The organism is Pseudoxanthomonas winnipegensis (assembly GCF_030322905.1).
GTDB classification, from domain to species: Bacteria; Pseudomonadota; Gammaproteobacteria; order Xanthomonadales; family Xanthomonadaceae; genus Pseudoxanthomonas_A; species Pseudoxanthomonas_A winnipegensis.
In genome coordinates, this window is record NZ_CP095475.1 from 1,633,049 (window position 1) to 1,653,941 (window position 20,893).

12 protein-coding genes and 1 tRNA gene are annotated in these 20,893 nt (G+C 63.2%); 11 read left to right on the top strand and 2 right to left on the bottom strand.

The features are described 5' to 3' along the window. The first annotated feature begins 59 nt into the window (after positions 1-59). The 5 genes from murJ to ispH all read left to right on the top strand — a co-directional run bounded on the left by murJ (position 60) and on the right by ispH (position 7,151). Positions 60-1,652 (top strand): murein biosynthesis integral membrane protein MurJ, encoded by a 1,593-nt coding sequence (gene murJ / locus MWN52_RS07280; RefSeq protein ID WP_286577701.1) that lies wholly within the window; start codon positions 60-62, stop codon positions 1,650-1,652. 99 nt (positions 1,653-1,751) lie between these two features. Beyond that, complete coding sequence (locus MWN52_RS07285; RefSeq protein ID WP_130529445.1) at positions 1,752-2,702, top strand: bifunctional riboflavin kinase/FAD synthetase; 951 nt, start codon at positions 1,752-1,754, stop codon at positions 2,700-2,702. Positions 2,703-2,778: 76 nt separating this feature from the next. Then, positions 2,779-5,610: an isoleucine--tRNA ligase gene (ileS, locus tag MWN52_RS07290; protein WP_286577263.1), complete on the top strand. Its 2,832-nt coding sequence runs from the start codon at positions 2,779-2,781 to the stop codon at positions 5,608-5,610. Next, positions 5,601-6,143, top strand: a complete 543-nt coding sequence (gene lspA / locus MWN52_RS07295) for a signal peptidase II (protein WP_130561915.1) — start codon at positions 5,601-5,603, stop codon at positions 6,141-6,143. The genes ileS and lspA overlap by 10 nt, the downstream gene beginning before the upstream one ends. A 57-nt stretch (positions 6,144-6,200) precedes the next feature. Then, the gene (ispH, locus tag MWN52_RS07300; RefSeq protein ID WP_130519113.1) at positions 6,201-7,151 is read left to right on the top strand and encodes a 4-hydroxy-3-methylbut-2-enyl diphosphate reductase; all 951 of its coding nucleotides are present in this window, start codon (positions 6,201-6,203) and stop codon (positions 7,149-7,151) included. Positions 7,152-7,160: 9 nt separating this feature from the next. Here ispH and MWN52_RS07305 read toward each other — a convergent pair whose 3' ends face one another. After that, positions 7,161-8,135, bottom strand: a complete 975-nt coding sequence (locus MWN52_RS07305; RefSeq protein ID WP_286577265.1) for a Dyp-type peroxidase — start codon at positions 8,133-8,135, stop codon at positions 7,161-7,163. A gap of 168 nt (positions 8,136-8,303) precedes the next feature. Between MWN52_RS07305 and MWN52_RS07310 the strand changes: the two genes are divergently transcribed. The 5 genes from MWN52_RS07310 to MWN52_RS07325 all read left to right on the top strand — a co-directional run bounded on the left by MWN52_RS07310 (position 8,304) and on the right by MWN52_RS07325 (position 16,674). Continuing rightward, positions 8,304-8,379: transfer RNA gene (locus MWN52_RS07310), tRNA-Thr, on the top strand. A 489-nt stretch (positions 8,380-8,868) separates the two neighbouring features. Beyond that, the gene (locus tag MWN52_RS07315; protein ID WP_286577266.1) at positions 8,869-14,043 is read left to right on the top strand and encodes an RHS repeat domain-containing protein; all 5,175 of its coding nucleotides are present in this window, start codon (positions 8,869-8,871) and stop codon (positions 14,041-14,043) included. A gap of 31 nt (positions 14,044-14,074) precedes the next feature. After that, positions 14,075-15,070, top strand: coding sequence for an RHS repeat domain-containing protein (locus tag MWN52_RS07320; protein ID WP_425608092.1), 996 nt, complete (start codon positions 14,075-14,077; stop codon positions 15,068-15,070). Positions 15,071-15,306: 236 nt separating this feature from the next. Beyond that, positions 15,307-15,558, top strand: a complete 252-nt coding sequence (locus tag MWN52_RS19605; RefSeq protein WP_425608111.1) for an OmpA family protein — start codon at positions 15,307-15,309, stop codon at positions 15,556-15,558. A gap of 849 nt (positions 15,559-16,407) precedes the next feature. Next, a complete protein-coding gene (locus MWN52_RS07325; RefSeq protein ID WP_286577267.1) occupies positions 16,408-16,674 on the top strand; it encodes a hypothetical protein in 267 nt (88 codons plus the stop codon). Between the two features lie 770 nt (positions 16,675-17,444). Here MWN52_RS07325 and MWN52_RS07330 read toward each other — a convergent pair. Then, positions 17,445-18,544, bottom strand: a protein-coding gene (locus tag MWN52_RS07330) for an IS3 family transposase (RefSeq protein ID WP_286574530.1) whose coding sequence is annotated in 2 segments (ribosomal slippage) — positions 17,445-18,295 and positions 18,295-18,544 — 1,101 coding nt in all. Because the reading frame shifts where the segments join, the coding sequence is not laid out codon by codon here. A gap of 1,262 nt (positions 18,545-19,806) precedes the next feature. Here MWN52_RS07330 and cyoA point away from each other — a divergent pair. Then, positions 19,807-20,892: a ubiquinol oxidase subunit II gene (cyoA, locus tag MWN52_RS07335; protein WP_286577268.1), complete on the top strand. Its 1,086-nt coding sequence runs from the start codon at positions 19,807-19,809 to the stop codon at positions 20,890-20,892. The last annotated feature ends 1 nt before the right edge of the window (position 20,893 follow it).

Sequence of the window (20,893 nt, forward strand, 5' to 3'; positions counted from 1 at the left end):
GGCTGTTCAAGGACTTGCGTCAACCACATGGCCTGGGGTAGGGCGTGAGCGCACCGAAAATGCTGAAAGGGCTGCTGTCATTCAGCAGCATGACGATGATCTCGCGGGTGCTGGGGCTGGTGCGCGACCAGGCCATCGCCGCCAGCTTCGGCGCCAATGCGGTGACCGACGCGTTCTGGGTGGCGTTCCGCATCCCCAACTTCCTGCGCCGGCTGTTCGCCGAAGGCTCGTTCTCCACGGCCTTCGTGCCCGTGTTCACCGAGGTCAAGGAGACCCGGCCGCATGCCGACCTGCGCACGCTGATGGCCAGCGTGTCGGGCACGCTCGGCGGGGTGCTGCTGCTGGTGACCGCGCTGGGGCTGATCTTCACCCCGCAGGTGGCCATGGTGTTCAACCCCGGCTCGGCCGACGACCCGGCCAAGTTCGGCCTGATCGTGGACCTGCTGCGGCTGACCTTCCCGTTCCTGCTGTTCGTCTCGCTTACCGCGCTGGCGGGCGGGGCGCTGAACAGCTTCAACCGCTTCGCCATCCCGGCGCTGACGCCGGTGATCCTTAACCTGTGCATGATCGCCGGCGCGCTGTGGCTGGCGCCGCTGATGGGCATGTCGATCCTGGCGCTGGGCTGGGCGGTGCTGGCGGCCGGCGCGCTGCAGCTGCTGTTCCAGCTGCCGGCGCTGCGCGGGATCGACCTGCTGACCCTGCCGCGCTGGGGCTGGTCGCATCCGGACGTGCGCCGGGTGCTGCGGCTGATGGTGCCGACCCTGTTCGGCTCGTCGGTGGCGCAGATCAACCTGCTGCTGGATACGGTGATCGCCTCGTTCCTGTTCGCCGGCTCGCAGAGCTGGCTCTCCCAGGCCGACCGTTTCCTGGAGCTGCCGCTGGGCGTGTTCGGCGTGGCGCTGGGCACGGTGATCCTGCCGGCGCTCTCGCGCCACCACGTCAAGACCGACGCCGCCGGTTTCTCCGCGGCGCTGGACTGGGGCCTGCGCACGACCCTGCTGATCGCCGTGCCGGCGGCGGTGGGGCTGATGCTGCTGAGCGTGCCGCTGGTGGCCACGCTGTTCCAGTACGGCAAGTTCACCGCCTTCGATACGCATATGGCGGCCATGTCGGTGTTCGGGCTGAGCTTCGGTCTACCGGCCTTCGCCCTGCTCAAGATCGTGCTGCCGGCCTTCTACGCCCGCCAGGACACCACCACCCCAGTGCGTGCCGGCATCGTGGCGCTGGTGTCCAACATGGTGCTGAACCTGCTGTTCCTGGCGCTGCTGTACCAGCTGATGGTCAAGCCGGAGGTGCGCGCGCTGGGCGTGACCGAGGCGCTGGCGCGGACGCCCGGCCTGCATCTGGCCCTGGGCATCGCCAGCGCGGTGGCCAGCTACATCAACCTGGGCCTGCTGTGGATGTGGCTGCGCCGCGCCGGGGTGTATCAGCGCCGCGCGGGTTGGGGCGGCTTCGTCCTGCGGCTGCTGCTGGCGTGCGCGGCGATGGCCGCGGTGGTCGGCGCCGGGCTGCACTGGCTTCCCGATTTCACCGTGCTGCCCAAGCTGACGCGCGTCCTTAGCCTGCTGGGCCTGGTCGCGGCAGGTGGGCTCACCTACGGTGTGGTGCAGGTCGCGCTGGGCCTGCGGCCGCGCGACCTGCGTGGGCACTGAGTCGGTGGGCCTTGCGCCTGCGCCTGACGGCTATACTTCACGAGTTTCCCCAGAGATTTTCTGGGCGGCCTCGTCTGGCCGCCCGATCGCCCAATCCCGATGAGCAGGCTGTTCCGTGACATCGAAGGCGGGGTACTGACCCCGGGTGGCAGTGTGGTGTGCATCGGCGCCTTCGATGGCCTGCACCTGGGCCACCGTGCGCTGCTGCGCCATGCCCAGGCGCGCGCCCGCGCGCTGGGGCTGCCGCTGGTGGCGGTGAGTTTCGAACCGCTGCCGCGCGAGTTCTTCCAGCCGCAGGACCCGCCGCCGCGCCTGAGCCTGCCGCGCGCCAAGGTCGAAGGCCTGCTGCAGGGCGGGGCCGACCGCATCGGCCTGCTGCGCTTCAACCAGCGCATGACCGCGATGTCGGCGCAGGATTTCGTGCACACGCTGCTGGTCGGGCGCCTGGCCGCGCGCGAGGTGTGGATCGGGCCGGAGTTCCGCTTCGGCCACAAGCGCGGCGGCGATGTGGCGCTGCTGCAGGCGATGGGCGCGGAGCTGGGCTTCGCCGCGGGCCAGATCGAACCGGTGCACTGCGCCGATGGCGAGCGTGTGTCCTCCACCCGCATCCGCGCCGCGCTGCGCCAGGGCGACTTCGTCCATGCGGAGCGCCTGCTCGGCCACCCTTACGCCATCGGCGGGCGGGTGGTGCGCGGCAAGCAGCTGGGCCGCACGCTGGGCTTCCCGACCGCCAACCTGCGCTTCCCGAAGACGCCGGCGCTGAGCGGCATCTACGCGACCTGGGTGCATGGGCTGACCGAGCGGCCGTGGCCGTCGGTGTCCAGCTTCGGCACCCGGCCCACCGTGGAGGGCGTGGAGCCGCTGCTGGAGGCGCATCTGTTCGACTTCAGCGGCGACCTGTATGGGCGCCACCTGCGCGTGGAATTCGTCGCCAAGCTGCGCGACGAGGAAAAATTCGACGGCCTGGAGGCGCTGACCGAACAGATGCAGCGCGACGCCGCCAACGCCCGCCGACTGCTGTCCGCCGAACGCCTGCGGGCCACGGCCTGAACGACCATCTTCTTGAATCCAGGCCCGCGTGGCGCCGCGCAGGCCTCCCCCGCATAGCCGCAGAGAACCGCCACCTGTGAGTACCGACTACAAAGCCACCCTGCATCTGCCGGCCACGGAGTTCCCCATGCGCGGGGACCTGCCCAAGCGCGAGCCGGATACGCTCAAGCGCTGGTACGACCAGGACCTGTACGCCCAGCTGCGCGCCAACGCCAAGGGCCGGCCGTTGTTCGTGCTGCACGACGGCCCGCCCTACGCCAACGGCGCCATCCATCTGGGCCACGCGGTCAACAAGATCCTCAAGGACATCATCGTCAAGTCGCGCTATCTGGCCGGCTTCGACGCGCCCTACGTGCCGGGCTGGGACTGCCACGGCCTGCCGATCGAAATCGCGGTGGAGAAGAAGTGGGGCAAGGTGGGCACCAAGCTGGACGCGCGCGCGTTCCGGCAGAAGTGCCGCGAGTACGCCGAGGAGCAGATCGACCTGCAGCGCAAGGACTTCAAGCGCCTGGGCGTGATCGGCGACTGGGACCATCCGTACAAGACGCTGAACTTCCGCTTCGAGGCCGACGAGATCCGCGCGTTGGCCAAGATCGTCGCCAACGGCCATCTGGTGCGCGGCGCCAAGCCGGTGCACTGGTGCTTCGACTGCGGCTCGGCCCTGGCCGAGGCCGAGATCGAGTATCAGGACAAGGTCTCCCCGGCGGTCGACGTGGGCTATGCCGCGCGCGATCCGCAGGCCCTGGCCGCGGCGTTCGGCGCGCAGGCGCCGGCCGGGACCGAGGTGGCCGTGCCGATCTGGACCACCACGCCGTGGACGCTGCCGGCCTCGCTCGCGGTGAGCCTGGGCCCGGAGCTGGATTACGTGCTGGTCGAGGGCCCGGCCCGCGACGGCGCGCCGCGCTGGCTGGTCGTGGCCGAGGCGCTGGCCGCGCGCGCCCTGGCGCGCTACGGCGTGTCCGAGGTGGTGGTGCGCGGCCATGCCAAGGGCGCTGCGCTGGAAGGCCTGCTGCTGGGCCATCCGTTCTACGCGCAGCGCGACATCCCGCTGATCCTGGGCGATCACGTTTCCGCCGAGGACGGCACCGGCGCGGTCCACACCGCGCCCGGCCACGGCCAGGAGGACTACGCGGTCTGCCTGAAGTACGATCTGGTCGATCGCTACACCGCCGCGCAGATCACCCCGGTCGACGGACGCGGCGTGTACCTGCCGTCCACGCCGCCGTTCGGTGAGATGGCGCTGGCCGGCCAGCACATCTGGAAGGCTAACGACGCCATCGTCGAAGGCCTGCGCGACAACGGTGCGCTGCTGGCCTTCCATCCGCTGACCCACAGCTATCCGCACTGCTGGCGGCACAAGACACCGGTGGTGTTCCGCGCCACGCCGCAGTGGTTCATCTCGATGGACCAGGCCAACCTGCGCAGCGATGCGCTCAAGGCCATCGATGCGGTGAAGTGGTATCCCGAATGGGGCCGCGCGCGCATCGCCGGCATGGTCGAGGGCCGCCCGGACTGGACGATCTCGCGCCAGCGCACCTGGGGCGTGCCGATCGCCTTGTTCATGCACCGCGAGACCGGCCTGCCGCATCCGGACAGCGTCGCGCTGATGGAGCAGGTGGCGCTGAAGGTGGAGCAGGCCGGCGTGGACGCCTGGTACGACCTGGATCCGGCCGAACTGCTCGGCGATGCGGCCGCCGACTACGAGAAGGTCACCGACATCCTCGATGTCTGGTTCGACTCGGGCGTGAGCCACGAGGGCGTGCTGCTGGAGCGCGGCTTCGGCAAGCCGGCCGACCTGTACCTGGAAGGCAGCGACCAGCATCGCGGCTGGTTCCAGTCCTCGCTGCTCACCGGCGTGGCCATCGACAAGGCCGCGCCGTACCGGCAGTGCCTGACCCACGGCTTCACCGTGGACGAGCACGGCCGCAAGATGTCCAAGTCGCTGGGCAACGGCATCGAGCCGCAGGACATCATGAAGACCCTTGGCGCGGACATCCTGCGCCTGTGGATCGCCAGCGCCGACTACAGCAACGAGATGTCGCTGTCGCAGGAGATCCTCAAGCGCAACGCGGACGCCTACCGCCGCATCCGCAACACCGCGCGCTTCCTGCTGGGCAATCTCCATGGCTTCGATCCGGCCGTGCACCTGCGTGAGCTGGACGACATGGTCGCGCTGGATCGCTGGATCGTGCATCGCGCCTGGCAGCTGCAGGAGAAGATCGAGGCCGCCTATGCGCGCTACGACCTGCCGGCCATCGTGCAGGCGCTGCTGAACTTCTGCAGCGTCGACCTGGGCTCGCTGTACCTGGACGTGACCAAGGATCGCCTGTACACGATGCAGGAGGATTCGCGCGGCCGCCGCAGCGCGCAGAGCGCGATGTACCGCATCGCCGAAGCCTTCGTGCGCTGGATCGCACCGATCCTGAGCTTCACCGCCGACGAGATGTGGGGCTACCTGCCCGGCAACCGCCTGGACAACGTGCTGTTCACCACCTGGTACGACGGCCTGGCGCCGCTGCCGCCGGAGGCCAAGCTGGGCGAGACCGACTTCGACGCGCTGCTGGCCCTGCGCGAGCAGGTGGCCAAGGTGCTCGAACCGATGCGCGCCAGCGGCGCCATCGGCGCGGCGCTGGACGCGGAGATCGCCATCGCCGCCGACGCGGCCACCGCCGCGCGCTGGCAGCCGTTGGCCGATGAGCTGCGCTTCCTGTTCATCAGCGGCGATGTCACCGTGCGCGAGGCCAGCGCCGAGGCGCTCTTCGTCAGCGCCCAGCCGACCGACAAGCCCAAGTGCGTGCGCTGCTGGCAGCGCCGCGCCGACGTCGGCGCCTACGCCGCGCATCCGGAGCTGTGCGGGCGCTGCGTGGACAATGTCGATGGCGCGGGGGAGGACCGGCAATGGTTCTGAACCAAGCGCAGCACCCGGGCGCCTCGACGCGGCAGCCTTCGGCACTGATCTGGCTGCTGCTGTCGGCCGTGGTCATCGGCCTGGACCAGTGGTCCAAGGCCTGGGTGCTGACCAGCCTGCCGGAGTTCCAAGCGGTCAAGGTGATCGACGGCTTCTGGAACTGGTACCGCACCTACAACACCGGCGCGGCCTTCAGCTTCCTCAGCAACGCCGGCGGCTGGCAGATCTGGTTCTTCACGGCGCTGGCGCTGGGCGTGTGCGGCCTGCTGGGCTGGTGGCTGTCGCGCACGCCGCGCGGCGACTGGCGCGTGGCCCTGCCGTACGCGCTGGTCATCGGCGGTGCGCTGGGCAACGTGATCGACCGGCTGATGCACGGCCATGTGGTCGATTTCATCCAGTGGTACGTGGGCGACCACTACTGGCCCTCGTTCAACATCGCCGACTCGGCCATCGTCTGCGGCGCGGTGGGTATTGCGCTGTTCGGGCTGAGCAAGAAGGGCGGGGCCGAGGCGCGGGCAACGGAGAAGCCGTAGGGCCCACGGGACCGCTGTTACGCGTTCCTTTCCCCTCACTCCTCTACACTGCCTGCCATGGACGTCCTGCTCGCCAATCCCCGCGGTTTCTGTGCCGGTGTCGACCGCGCCATCGAGATCGTCAAGCGCGCCATCGAGACCCTGGGCGCGCCGATCTACGTGCGCCATGAGGTCGTGCACAACCGCTTCGTGGTCGACGACCTCAAGCGCCGCGGTGCGATCTTCGTCGAAGAGCTCGACGAGGTGCCGGACAACAATACCGTCATCTTCAGCGCCCACGGCGTTTCCCAGGCCGTGCGCGCCGAGGCCGGCCGACGCGGGCTGAAGGTCTTCGATGCGACCTGCCCGCTGGTGACCAAGGTCCACCTGGAGGTGGCGCGCCACTGCCGCGCCGGACGCGACGTGGTGCTGATCGGCCACGCCGGCCACCCGGAAGTGGAGGGCACGATGGGCCAGTGGGACCGCGAACGCGGTACCGGGCGCATCTACCTGGTGGAGGACATCGACGATGTCGCCACGCTGCAGATCGAGCAGCCGGACAACTTCGCCTACACCACCCAGACCACGCTGTCGGTGGACGACACGGTCGGCATCATCGAAGCGCTGCGCGCCCGTTTCCCGGCGATGCAGGGGCCGAAGAACGACGACATCTGCTACGCCACGCAGAACCGCCAGGACGCCGTGCGCGACCTGGCGCGCGAATGCGACCTGGTGCTGGTGGTCGGCTCGCCCAACAGCTCCAACTCCAACCGCCTGCGCGAGCTCGCCCAGCGCGACGGCGTGGAGGCGTATCTGATCGATGGCGCACAGGAGATCGATCCGCGCTGGATCGCCGGCAAGCGCAGGGTCGGCGTGACCGCCGGCGCCTCGGCGCCGGACGTGCTGATCGACGGCGTGATCGCGCGCCTGCGCGAGCTGGGCGCCAACGACGTCAGCGAACTGGCCGGCGAGCCGGAGAGCATGGTCTTCGCCCTGCCCAAGGAGCTGCGCCTGCAGCTGGTGGACTGACCGGCGCGGTCAGTCGCCCATCGCGTCCAGCACCGCGCGTGCCGGCACGAAGAACACCGCCCCGGTCTTGGCGGTGGAGAAGTCCAGGATGCGATCGTGCAGAGGCGTCGGGTCGCCGATGAACATGCGTTCGAGCATCTTCTCGATCACCCACAGATGGCGCGTGTAGCCGATGAAGTAGGTGCCGTACTCGCCGCGCGCCGGCGAGGCGAAGGGCATGTTGTCGCGCAGGATGTCGTGCTCGCCCTGCGCATCGCTGATCGTGCACAGCGTCTTGTGCGATTTCTGCGCCGGCGCCGGGGCGTCCGGCAGCTCGGTGTTGTCGAACTTCCTGCGCCCGATGATTGCCTCCTGCGCCTCCACCTGCTGCGCGCGCCAGGCGTCCAGGTCGTGCAGGTACTTCTGGATCACCACATAGCTGCCGCCGACATGGTCCGGATCCTCCTCGCCCACCAGCGTGGCCTGCGGCAGCGCCAGCCCGTCCGGGTTGGCCGTGCCGTCGACGAACTCGAGCAGATCGCGCCCGTCGAAGTAGCGGAAGCCGCTGACTTCATCGACCGGCTCGACCGCATCGCCGAAGGCCTGCAGCAGCAGCTTCTCGAACTCCACGATCAGGTCCATCGTGGGCGCGCGCAGGTGGTAGAGCAGATCGCCCGGCGTGGAGACGGCGGTGTGGGCCGCGCCGCGGATCTCCCTGAAAGGATGCAGCTCGCGCGGCTTGGACAGCCCGGTCAGCGTCTCCCAGACCCGCGACCCGATGCCGACATTGCAGGTGAAGCCACGGCTGAGGTCGCGGCTGGTGATGGTCTTGATCAGATCGCCGGTGGCGCCGAGCGTCGCGCGCACGGTCGCGTGCGCCTGTGGCGTGTCCTTGACGTTGAGCACCAGGAACGTCGCGGCGATGGACAGCGGCGCGTCGATGGCCTGCGGCTCGGCGCCGACAGGCGTGGCGTCGGACGAGGCGGCGGTGGTGCGGGCGGGCATGGCGGCTCCTTGCGGCGGCGAGAGCGGGGCAGGGCGCCGAGGGCGCGTCCATGGCAATGATGCAGCATCGCCTTGGACGTGTGGCGTACCGGCAGCGCCGCCGGGCACGATCGCGCCCGCCGGCTCAATTGACCGGAAGCGGTACGGTCCCTAGAATTCGCCCTCCCCGCCGGAATAGCTCAGTTGGTAGAGCGGCGCATTCGTAATGCGTAGGTCGCAGGTTCGACTCCTGTTTCCGGCACCAAGGTCATTCTCAAGGCTCCGTCGCAGCGTTGGCGGGGCCTTTCTTTTCAAGGGCTTGCGCGGCGGCGCGTCACTGCCGCTGATGATCCGCGTCCGAGCATGGCTCGCCTGTCAATCCTAAGTCGGCTTCCCAGCCGCTTACGGTCAGACGCAGGCTCGCCGGTCTGCCCCCGCCCCCGATGCCCACTTCTACTAGCTGACGCAGGCCATACTGCTTGCCATAACAACTGCGTGCGCCGGAGGGTAGTTCACAGACGGGCCTCAGTTGCCTCAATGGCCGCTCCTCCCGCGGCATTACTTGCAAGGGCCGCACTTGACAAGGCTGACATCTTTGCCGGCTAATGGCTCGAACTGCTAGGGAACAAGCGGTATGGGGCTGCAGCCCCTAGCACGGGGGATGTCGATGCGTGCGAATCAAAGTGCCGGCCTCAGGTCGAGTTGCGCTCGAGCGTTGTTTTCTTTCCTACCTGGGGTAATAGCGCTGGCGGTCATGGCGCGAGCCGATGCCCAGACCGTCACGGTCCCTGAAGAGTTCAGCAAGCTGGTGACAGCCACCTCGCAGGTGAAGGGATTAAACACTGGGCTGGTGGGTGACGAGGTCAATCTCTACAGCGGTTCGCTCGGTCTAACTCAGACAGATGTTTCAGTGCCTGGGAATTCAGGCTTGGCGGTCGAACTTACCCGCCGGCTGAGCGCGGGTCAGGGAGTCGACGGTTTTCGGGGATTCTTCGGGGACTGGGATCTCTCCATTCCCAGTATCCACGGAGTGTTTCCGCAGGGGAGCAAGTGGGCGTTCGGTGTTCCGTCCGTATATGGCAAGCGTTGTTCCAGCTATGAAGCTCCTTTGGATGCTGTCGGTCAGCAGGGGGGCGATTTTTCAGCAACCGAGTACTGGCAGGGGACTTTCGTCTACCTGCCCGGGAAGGGAGACCAGGAACTTTTAAGCTACCCCTCCAGCGCCATGCCGACCGATGGTCGCGCATATCCTTTGACCTTGGCGGATGGTTCGGCGGTATCTTGCGTCGCCAACCTCGCCGTTGGCAGTAACCCTTCCGTGGGTGAGGGGTTTGAGGTCGTGACCCGAGATGGCACGCGCTACAGGTTTGACCACATGGTCACCCGTGCCCATTCGGCCCTGAAGAAATCATCGCCGGCTCCGCAAGCCGCTTCTGCCAGGCTGGCAACCGGAGTGACTCCGCAGGCTATCAATGGGTATATTCTGTACCGAGATGAGTACATTATTTATCCCACCCAGGTAACGGATAGATTCGGCAACTCTGTCACCTACAACTGGAATTCTTCCAATCCCAACCAGTTGCAGTCCATCACCAGTAGTGATGGTCGTTCCATAAGCTTTACCTACGTTGACAGCGCGGGCTATCAGATACAGTCGGCGAGCAGTGCAGGGCGAACCTGGACCTATACCTATACCTCTTCCATATCGCTGAGTCAGGTTACCCTGCCCGATCAGAGTAGCTGGAAGTTCAATCTCCAATCCCTGGTCTCCAGAACGCCTGGGCAGAATGGGCAATGCGATAATACGAACGGCGGTGGAACTTCCACCGGAAGCGTCACGCATCCCAGTGGTGCGGTGGTCACGTTCGGACTACAGGCAGTACGCATGTCGCGCACGTGGGTGCCGCGTGAGTGCTTCTACGTGGATGGTGCGCCGACGAGTGCGTACTACCCCAAAGAGTCGTTCGTCATGGCCTTGGTGTCCAAGAGTATCAACGGACCAGGCTTGCCAAGCGCGGGATACAACTGGACATACAGCTACGATGGAACGGCAGGCTGCTGGGATCCGGCGACTGTACAGGCCAATGCCAGCGGTGCTCCCAAGTGCACTTCATCGACGCCATCGGTCCGGACAGCAACTGTTACCAATCCTGACGGAAGTGTGGACAAGCATGTCTATGGCAATCGGTGGCAGGTCAATGAAGGACAGCTGCTGTCTACGCAGACTGCGGTATCCGGCACTGCGGCGCTTCGTACGGAAACAGTGGCCTATGGCGCGCCAGACGAGGGGCCGTATCCAACAAGCATCGGCTTCAGTATCCAGCCTCGAGGCGACGGTGGCTATGCGAGCCGCCACCACCCTGTCAAACAAAGGGTTACTCAACAAGACGGCGTCACTTTTTCGTGGTCCACGACCTTTGATGCGATGGCACGGCCTTCGCAGGTAACTCGCAGTGGCCCTTCCGCTGCTGTGACGGAGAAAACGGTCTATTCGGATCTTCCTTCCATCTGGGTGATGGACCAGCCAGCTTCGGTCACCAATCTGGGGAACGGACTGGTTGTCGCTGTTGGCGAGTACAACAATCTGGGGCAGTTGACCAAGACATATGCGTTCGGCCGACTGACGGGCACCTATGGATACGGGACGGGTGGAATGCTTTCCACGGTGACCGACCCGAATAATCGCACGACCACTTACTCCAACTGGAAGCGCGGTATCCCGCAAAGTGTCGGGTACGCTGATGGAAATGGGCGCTCGGCGGTCGTCAGTGACGCTGGCTGGATTACCAGTCATACCGATGAAGTCGGCTACCAGTACATCTTTACTTATGATGGGGCGGGGCGATTGGCCTCGACCAGTTACCCAAGCGATGGCGCACCAGCGAATCCCACGACACAGGTGTTTGAACCGATTGGCATGGCCGAGTTCGGACTGGCGGCCGGTCATTGGCGACAGACCGTTTCGACTGGTAACGCGCGGAAGGTAACTTACTACGACGGCTTGTGGCGTCCGATCGTGACCCGGGAATACGACAATGGGAATGAGACAGCCACCAAGCGTTTCCAGCGATTCGCATACGATCACGAAGGCAGGACCACCTTTGCCTCTTATCTGGGGACGACAGATAGCTTGGCCACTGGCTCCTGGACTTCTTATGATGCGTTGGGACGTGAGACGTCGGTAGGTCAGGACACCGAACTGACGCCAAGTGTCCAGGTGACCACCACCGCATACTTGAGCGGTTTCAAGACGCGCACTACCGATCCGCGCGGCGGAGTGAAGATCACCTCATTCAAGGCTTACGATCAGCCGAGCTACGATCTTCCTATAAAGATAGAGGCTGCCGAGGGCACTATCACTGAGATCAATCGTGATGACTTTGGCAAGCCCACCGCAATCACCCGGCGAGATGTTTCAAATACGGTCAGCGTCACTCGCAGCTATATCTATAACGGCTATCAGCAACTTTGTCGCAGCGTGGAACCGGAAAGTGGCGCAACCCTGGTCGGCTATGACTTGGCTGGAAACGTGGCTTGGACCTCCGCGGGTTTGGCCGCGACGCAGGCTTGTGATGATGGTAGCGGCACGGCTGTCGCCGCTCGCAAAGTTGGGCGTACCTACGACGCTCGGAATCGGCTCAGTACGTTGAGTTTTCCGGACGGACGGGGTAATCAGACCTGGATGTATACACCGGACGGTAAGCCTTACCAAGTCACCACCGCCAATGCCGGAAGCGGGGCGGAAAGTGTCATCAACACCTACACCTACAACGCGCGTCGCCAGCTCATCGGCGAAGGTATGGCGCAGGCGGGCCAGGCCGCGGCGCTATCTATCGGGTACGGATACGATGCCAACGGCAACCTTGCCACCCAGACCTATCCCTCCGGGCTGACCCTGTCCTACGCCCCCAACGCGCTGGGCCAGCCGACGCAGGCGGGGTCCTACGCCACGGGCGTGTCGTACTACCCCAACGGGGCGATCAAGCAGTTCACATACGGCAATGGTGTGGTCCACACCATGACGCAGAACGCTCGCCAGATGCCGGCGCGCAGCACCGACACGGGCGGCGGCGCCGTCATCGACATGGCCTACGGTTTCGACCCGAACGGCAACGTCAGCGCGATCACCGACTACGTGGACGGCCGCCAGACCCGCAGCATGACCTACGACGGACTGGATCGCCTGGCCACCACCCAATCGGTGATGTTCGGCGGCGACAACCAGGCCGCGTTCACCTATGACGCACTGGACAACCTCAAGACCTTCAAGGTCGGGGCGGTGTCCAACTACGTCTACGCGTACAACGCCAAGCAGCAGCTGGAGACGGTCAGCAACGCCGGAAGCGGCAGCGCGGTGATCGGGCTGGGCTACGACGCGCAAGGCAACCTGGCCAACAAGAACGGGCAGACCTACGCCTTCGACTACGGCAATCGTCTGCGCTCGGTCCCGAACAAGGAGTCCTATCGTTACGACGCCAGCGGACGCCGCGTGTTGTCGGTCGCCTCAAATGGCAACATCTACTCGCTCTATGGCCAGGACGGCGTGCTGCGCTATCAGCAGAACCAGCGCGCGAATCGCCGATACGAATACGTCTATCTGGGCGGCAGCCTTGTGGCGCGGATCAGTAATGTGCAGAGCGTGGGTACCGCGACCGCCAGCGTGCCCGCCTCGAATGGCACCGGGGCCTATACGGTCAGCTGGACCGCGGTCACCGACGCCATCACCTACACCCTGCAGGAAAAGGTCGGCAGCACCGGGGCATGGACCACGGTCTACAGTGGGAGTGCCACGAGCTACGGCGCCAGCGGCAAGGGCACCAGTGTCTACAGCTATCGGGTGCAAGCGTGTGCGGGCAGTACCTGCGGTGGCTGGAGCAACGAAGCCACCGTCGCGGTGACGCTCCCCAGCGCGCCTTCCGCCGCGCCTGCCGTCAGCGCGCCCGCGAGCAGCAGCAATGGTGCCTATTCCATTTCCTGGACGTCGGTGAATACGGCCACGTCGTATGAGGTGAAAGAGAACGGCAACGGCCTTTACAGCGGGGGCGGGCTATCGACCTCGGTCAGCGGGCGTGGCACGGGCAACTACACCTATACCGCCCGTGCCTGTAATAGCGCCGGGTGCGGGCCGTGGAGCGCAGGGGCCACCGTGGCGGTGACGATCCCGACGCCGCCGTCGGGCGCGCCTGCCGTCAGTGCTCCGGGCTCAAGCAGTACAGGCTCTTACACCGTTTCGTGGAGCGCCGTCGGCAACGCTTCTTCCTATGAGCTACAGGAGAACGGGAGTACCGTCTACAGCGGGGGCAACCTGTCGGCTGGCATCAGTGGTCGTGGGACGGGCAACTACACCTACACCGCCCGAGCATGCAACAACGTCGGGTGCGGACCGTGGAGCGCCGGTGCGCCGGTCGCGGTGACGATCCCGACCCCGCCATCTGGTGCGCCCACTGTCAGCGCTCCCGGCTCGAGCAGCACCGGGTCCTACACTGTTTCGTGGAGTGCGGTCGGCAACGCTTCTTCCTATGAGTTGCAGGAAAACGGCAACACCGTCTACAGCGGTGGCAATCTCGCCCTAGCAATCGGTGGGCGCGGCAACGGCACTTACGCTTACACGGCTCGAGCATGCAATAACGTCGGGTGTGGCCCATGGAGCGCCAGCGCGTCAACCACAGTGGCGTTGATCCCACCAACACCTGTCAACACGCAGCAGGATTTGACTAACACCGGCGGGAAACGCTGGCAATACACGGCTTGGTGGGATGCGGCTCCCAATGCCACGAGCTATGAGCTTCAGGGTTACATCACTTACTCGGGTCCGAACACCTCTGCGTCCACGGTGAAGGTTGGGGTCAATCCTCCCTCCAACAATCCCACATACCGCGTGCGCGCTTGCAATGCGACCGGGTGCTCGGCATGGTCTGCGGTGTTCTGAATCAAATTCGAGCGGTCAAGGATCCGTATTAATGAATAGTAATTCGACAGGCAGTTTCGCAAGGATCCGTTGGGGCGCGAATCGGCTGCTCTGGTTCATGTTCGCGCTGTGGTGTGCCTGCGTTGGAGTGCCGGCATACGCTCAGACGGTCGAGTACATCCACACCGATGCGTTGGGAAGCCCTATCGCGGTCACGAATGCCAGCCAGCAGGTGATTGAGCGTAGCGAGTACGCCCCATATGGCGATTTACTCAACCGACCCGACACAGATGGCCCTGGATACACCGGGCATGTCCTGGATGCTGCCACGGGCATGAACTACATGCAGCAGCGCTATTACGACCCGATGATCGGACTGTTCCTGTCCGTCGATCCGGTTACTGCTTACGCGAAGCCCGGCGTCAACTTCAATCGGTACTGGTATGCTAGCAATAACCCATATCGGTTTACTGATCCAGATGGACGGTATGTCTGCTCAGGCAGCAAAACTGATTGTGGGAACTTTGACAAAGCAATTGACGCGGCTAAAGCAGCTTCTACTAGCTCAAAGCTCACGGAAGGGCAAAGGGGTCAGCTCAGCGCAGCTGTGAATTTTTTTGGGGAGAAGGGGAATTCAGACATCAAAGTTTCATTTGGTGATTTGAAAGGAGACTACGGCCTGATCAATACAAATAGAGAAGGAAAAGGAACCGTCAAGTTTGATTTAACAGCCATCGGGAAAAAGAGTCCTGGAGAGTCAGGGTTGATAAGCGGGCTTGCTATGAGAGCACTGCACGAGGGAGATCATGGGGTTCGAATTGTGCAAGAAGGCTTTCCAGGATCGAAGTTGGAACGATTCGGAAGAGAGCAGGCGGCGTATCGCTCCGAGGCCTATTTCCAGAAGGCAACGGGCTTTCTTCAGAATGCCAATAATCTTTGGGCACCTTGGAATCCCGGCGATGGCATAAATGAAAACGCGGTTGATGCGAGAGCGAATTTCTCTGTCATGTCATCCTGCGCGGGTTCGAGCGAGGGGAGTTGCCTATGAAAGGTCGATCGTTCTTTGTTTGCCTAGCCGTGGCCGCGATCTCGGCTTGCGCAAGCTCGTCCCATCTTGAATCTACTGCTACCGTTAGCAAGGAAGGTTATTTTGCTGATCCTGGCGACTTCTGGGGCGTCAACTTCAAGACTGGCCAGCCAGCTTCTGGCAAGGCGTTGCTGGAAGCGGTGGCCGGCCCTCGCGATCAAGAAGCGTTGGAGAATGACCTTGCGCTCCTTAAAAGGATGCCGCCGGATGTCCCCTTGAGAGTTTTAGGATTTACGGACTCAGAAGAATGCTCCGGGTTGTCGTGCTCTGAATTGTCGCTACGCAGAGCACAAGCTTTGCAAGATTGGTTGCTCAATCATGGTGTATCTAAGTCTCGGTTGTCTGCACCAAAGGGTTTGGGTAGTGCAAGGCCTATTGGCAGTAACGAGACAGAAGATGGGCGAGCACAAAATAGGCGCGCTTACATTAGCTACGAAGATGTGCCATAGAGCTTGCTTGTGAAGCGAAAGCACAAGGCCGCACTGCGGGCCTTGTTGTGCTTCCATCACTTCGTTGGCGGTGCGCGGCTACACGGCACTATAGGCACGTAGAGATGCAGCGCGAGCGGCAGCCGCGCGCAAATTATCAACATAAATTGCCTGGTCCCCCCCTCCATCCAGCTGTCGTGATGCGGGGCGCAGTTGTGGAAAATGGTGAGCCTGTTGTAGATAATGCAGGTGCCGGCGACGGCATTCTGCATCACTGCGGGCCTTGCAATAAAATCGTTGAAGTAGCAAAAGCTGAGGCGCTAACCTTTGTAGCGGAGAAAACAGTTGCTTTCGGTAGGGCACTTGGTGCTGAAGGAAAGGCTGCGTTCGAAAGTGGTAAGCAGGACCTGAGAAATTATGTTAGTCAACATGACGTGGTAGTAAGTGTCGGCATAGCTGGCATGCTAGGTACACCTATTGGGCCAAATACGGCTCCTTTGGGACTGACTGCTCTTGGCGATTTGGGAGTAGTAGCGAATCTAAGCTCCGGTCAGATTGGTCTTCAAGCCAACTTAGGGCTGGTCCCGTCTGTAGGCGGTGGCGCTGTTGCCTCCGGGAACTTTCAAGGTGGCTTGAATAATGGCCCCTTGGAAACAGGATTTTCCACGTCAAACGTGGCCTTCGCTCAGGCGACAGCGGTTACGGCTACCGGCACTCCATTGGACGTTGGTGGCGCTGTACAGTGGAGTAGTGGGGGGGGAGTGCTTCCGCTGGATTCAAGCCAGGAGTGGGTAGTTACCTAGGGGTCGGTGGTGGAAAAATATATACAGGAACCTTGGTCACTCCGCCTCTTCGGGAGGGCAATAAGGAATGAAGACTCTCTTTGATCATAAGACAAAAAAGCCAAAATTGTTCTGGTTGATCGTATCTATAGCATTACTCTCGCTGGTCTTTGGCGGATTTGGGGTTTTACTGACTTTGCTAACAGGTGGCAGGCTGTTGCAGTGGTTAGTGTTCGTTGGGATTGTTTCGGCGTGGGGGACTGGGCTTGGTTTGACAGTTTTTTACTTCTTTCGCCAAATTCTTGGCAATTATCGAGGTATAGAAGAGAAATCTATAAGAGATCAGATGTGGTAGCTGATATGTGTGTCGTGCTCCGAGGCTTTGACTGGCAGAGTTTCGGCGGATGTCTTGCAGCAAATGAATTTTGTCTAATCCTAAGTAGAAAATGCAGAGGCCTGCATAAGAGCCGGACATCCTAAAAGCCTGCCGCAACACTCTCTGAGATGAAGATGACGTGCGCTTTCATGAAGCAGTGCGCCGATCGCCCGTAGGCTGGTGCCGTGGACACCGAGACCGACAAGAAGACCAGTGAGCGCTTAGGCGCCGACCCCTTTGGTCACCTCACGATCCGGGACAGGCGTACCCCGCAGGAGCGCGCAGCAGCTGAGTCGAAAGGGTGGTGACGGCTATATCCATACAGGCGTGAGGAGATCAACACTGGTGAGATTAGAGTTTATACGGCTGAGGCGAATTTTTATCAGGGCGCGCGGATCAATCCATATGGGCTATTGAACCCAGGTGGCGAGATCAACTCTGATGCGATACTCATAGGCGCAGACTGATCTACGAATTCAGTTTGCGAAGAGCCAGGAGCATGCGAATGAAGGCAACAGCTCTATTGATTTTTGCCGCGCTTTTCCCGGGATACGCGACGGCTGATTCCGGCAAAGAAGTTTGCTCAACCGCATCAGATGTCAAGGAGAGAAAAGAGATTTGTTCTAACCGCTCCATCAAAATTAACGCTTACTTGATATCAACCCGCCATGGCGCCTATCTAGTAGACGAACCTGACGGGTCTGACGTGTTGGCAGCAGTATTGACCTGCGTACGGACTTTGTAGCCACTCAGGCGGTGAGTCCTGTGGTGATGGTATCGGGTTCGGACCAGTTCCGGCGGATGCTTGCCGGGGGCTTGTAGCCATGTGCGCTGTGTGGCCTGCGCTCGTTGTAGAACTGCCGCCAGCGCTCGATCAGCACCTTGGCCTCGGCCCGGCTGCGGAACCATTCGCGGTTCAGCAACTCGTCGCGCAGTTTGCCGTTGAAGCTCTCCACGAAGCCGTTCTGCCACGGACTGCCCGGGGCGATGAAGGCTGGGCCGATCGCGGCATCGCGCAGCCAGCGCATGACCTTCGCCGCAGTGAACTCGGCGCCGTTGTCCGAGCGCACGAACGCCGGCTTGCCGTACAGCCGCATCAGCCGCGACAGGGTCAGGACCACGTCCTGCGCCCGCAGGCTGGCCCCGACCTCGATGGCCAGGCATTCCCGTGTGTACTCGTCGATCACGCACAGCAGCTTCAGGCTGCGACCATCCACCATCTGGTCGTGCACGAAGTCGTAGCTCCACACGGCGTTGGGCCGGACCGCGCCGGGCAGGCGGATATCGCTGCCGCTGCGCCGGCGCCGCGGACGCCGACGCGGGATGTTCAGACCCAGCGAACGCCACAGGCGCCGGACCCGGGCCTCCCCCACGCCAAGCCAGGCCGCCATCCGCCGGTAGCCGAACCGCGGCACCTGCGGCGACGCCGCCAGCAGTCGCTCGGCCAGGGGCTTGTCCGCAGCCGGCTGGCGAAGCGCATAGCCGGCAATCCGCCGGCTCAGGTCCAGGTAGCGGCAGGCCTTGCGCTGCGACAGTCCCCGACGGGTCAACGCGACCAATGCAGCGCGTCGCCCCGACGGGGATGTCATTTTTTTCGGACGATCTCCTTCATCCCGTCGATCACCAGCATCTGCTCGGCCACCAACCGCTTGAGCCGGGCGTTCTCCGATTCAAGATCCTTCAGCCGCCTGGCGTCCGGCACGTCCATCCCGCCGAAGCGATTGCGCCAGCGGAAGAACGTCTGCTCGCTGATGTTGTGCTTCTTGCACAGCACCTTGATCGGTGCCGCGCCCGCTTCCGCTTCGCGCAGGATCGCGATGACCTGCTCATCGGTGAAACGCTTCTTCATGAGTTCTCCTTGCCTGTCGAGGGTAGAGAACTCACCTGCCGGTCGGCTACATGATTCGTCTCAGGTCAGTATTCTCAGACTTGCCTCAATACAGAAGATCAACTGCCCTGCTATTGGAAGAGCTTGCGTACGCCAATAGAGGACAGCCCTATGCTCAGATACAAGGCACCTTCGAAGGCCGCCTCTTGCTAGATAGTGACGGGCGAGCAGTTAGCTTTGAAGTTCATGCAAGAGTGCATGAGTGAGTGATGCCCCTTGCCGGGTAACGGTCCCGCAAGTGTTAGCTAAGGAACCTCTGAACAAGCCCCTCTTTTCGGCGACACGATTGGCATCCGATCCAGGCGCGCTGGTCGCGTTGACGATACCGACGCCGCCATAGGGCGCGCCTGCCGTCAGTGCTCCGGGCTCGAGCAGTACGGGTTCTTACACTGTTTCGTGGAGCGCTGTCGGCAACGCTTCTTCCTATTAGCTACAGGAAAACGGCAACACCGTCTATAACGGTGGCAATCTCTCTTAAGCCAACAATGACCCATATCGGTTTACTTATCTGGATGGGCGGTATATCTGCCTAGGTAGCAAAACTGATGGTGGAAACTTTGAGCAGGCTCGCGATCGCGTGGAGCTACTAAAAAGCCATCCCAAGGCGTGGGTAAGGAAAGAGGCCAAAAAAACGCTTTCGAAAATGGCTCTGTAAACTTGGGCCTTGCCCCTTCTACAGAGCCGCAGATCGGGAGCTTGCGACGAGTTCGGTAGCGAGGCGATGAGTAGTTGCGTCGGCGCTCCCTCAGACATCGATCGGCTGAACAGGCTATGAGTGGCAGGATGAGGTGATCCGGAGGAACATCCCCGCGCGGTAGGTCGCAGGTTCGACTCCTGTTTCCGGCACCAAGGTCATTCTGAAGGCTCCGTCGCAGCGTTGGCGGGGCCTTTCTTTTGCGTGTTCATGCGCACCGTGTCGACAGCGCGACGCGCCGACAGGCGTAGCATCGGAGCATGCCGCGAGCGGTCGGCGCGGCGCCGACATCCGCGTTGGGATATGGATCACACGAGCGCGGTCGGCGAGATCGCGGCCGACTGACGCAATCGCGTCGGCCGAGGGATTCCTTGATGTTGCTTGGCAGCATAAGATAGTGCGGTTCTAGCGCAGGCTCTGCCAGCGTCCGGGCGCCTGTGCGGCAGCCCACGCGCGGCCTGTGTTGCGGGCGGTCGGCCAGCCGACCGTCCGTCTAGGTAGCCGATTTCTTCTCGCAACTGGATAGACCATGTCCCTGCTGAAGCTTCCTGGACGACTGCGTCCATGGGTCTTGCTGGCAAGTGTGCTGTTTCTCGGCGGGTGCCAGTCCGCCATCCTGAACCCCAAGGGGCAGATCGGCATCGACGAGCGCAACCTGCTCGTCACCTGCACGGTGCTGATGCTGCTGGTGGTGGTGCCGGTGATCGTGATGGCGCTGGTGTTCGCCTATCGCTACCGGGCCTCCAAGCAGAACCGCTACGAGCCCGAGTGGCACCACTCCACGCCGATCGAGATCGTGGTCTGGGCCATCCCGTGCGTGATCATCACCGTGCTGGGCGTGCTGGTGTGGCGCTCCTCGCACGCGCTGGATCCGTACCGTCCGCTGGACTCGGACGTGCCGCCGGTGACCATCCAGGCGGTGTCGCTGGACTGGAAGTGGCTGTTCATCTATCCGGACCAGAACGTGGCGGCGGTTAACGAGATGGCCTTCCCGGAGAAGACGCCGCTCAACTTCCGCATCACCTCCGACTCGGTGATGAACGCCTTCTTCATCCCCGAGCTGGGGACGATGATCTACTCGATGGCGGGCATGGAGACCAAGCTGCACTTGATCGCCAACGAGCAGGGCGATCTGCGCGGCATGTCCTCGCACTACAGCGGCCAGGGCTTCTCGGGCATGCAGTTCAAGGCGATCTCCACCGATCAGGCGGGCTTCGAGGCCTGGATCGCCAAGGCCAGGGCCTCGGGCAAGACGCTCGACGACGCGTCCTACGCCGAGCTGGCCAAGCCCAGCGAGAACGTGGCGCCGATCTACTACGCCTCGGTCAAGCCTGAGCTGTTCAACGGCATCATCGCCAAGTACATGATGGGCTCGCACGGCAACGGCGGGCACAAGATGCTCGGCATGGACAACCCGGCCGAGCCGGGCACCGAGGCCGCGCAGCAGGCCGACGCCCACGCGGGCGATCACGCACCGCCCGGCGCGCCCGCCGGCGATGCGCACGACGGTCACGACATGCAGTCCATGGACGCCATGCCCGGCATGGAGCACATGCACCACGACGACGCCAAGGCGCCGGCGGGTGAGACGCGCAATCCGCAGGAGACGCACTAAT

Bases quoted from the DNA above. Each gene is read 5' to 3' on its own strand.
- MWN52_RS07285 (WP_130529445.1), top strand. From the start codon at position 1,752: ATGAGCAGGCTGTTCCGTGACATCGAAGGCGGGGTACTGACCCCGGGT.
- MWN52_RS19605 (WP_425608111.1), top strand. From the start codon at position 15,307: ATGCCGCCGGATGTCCCCTTGAGAGTTTTAGGATTTACGGACTCAGAA.
- murJ (WP_286577701.1), top strand. From the start codon at position 60: ATGCTGAAAGGGCTGCTGTCATTCAGCAGCATGACGATGATCTCGCGG.
- ispH (WP_130519113.1), top strand. From the start codon at position 6,201: ATGGACGTCCTGCTCGCCAATCCCCGCGGTTTCTGTGCCGGTGTCGAC.
- cyoA (WP_286577268.1), top strand. From the start codon at position 19,807: ATGTCCCTGCTGAAGCTTCCTGGACGACTGCGTCCATGGGTCTTGCTG.
- lspA (WP_130561915.1), top strand. From the start codon at position 5,601: ATGGTTCTGAACCAAGCGCAGCACCCGGGCGCCTCGACGCGGCAGCCT.
- MWN52_RS07315 (WP_286577266.1), top strand. From the start codon at position 8,869: ATGGCGCGAGCCGATGCCCAGACCGTCACGGTCCCTGAAGAGTTCAGC.
- MWN52_RS07305 (WP_286577265.1), bottom strand. From the start codon at position 8,135: ATGCCCGCCCGCACCACCGCCGCCTCGTCCGACGCCACGCCTGTCGGC.
- MWN52_RS07325 (WP_286577267.1), top strand. From the start codon at position 16,408: ATGAAGACTCTCTTTGATCATAAGACAAAAAAGCCAAAATTGTTCTGG.
- MWN52_RS07320 (WP_425608092.1), top strand. From the start codon at position 14,075: ATGAATAGTAATTCGACAGGCAGTTTCGCAAGGATCCGTTGGGGCGCG.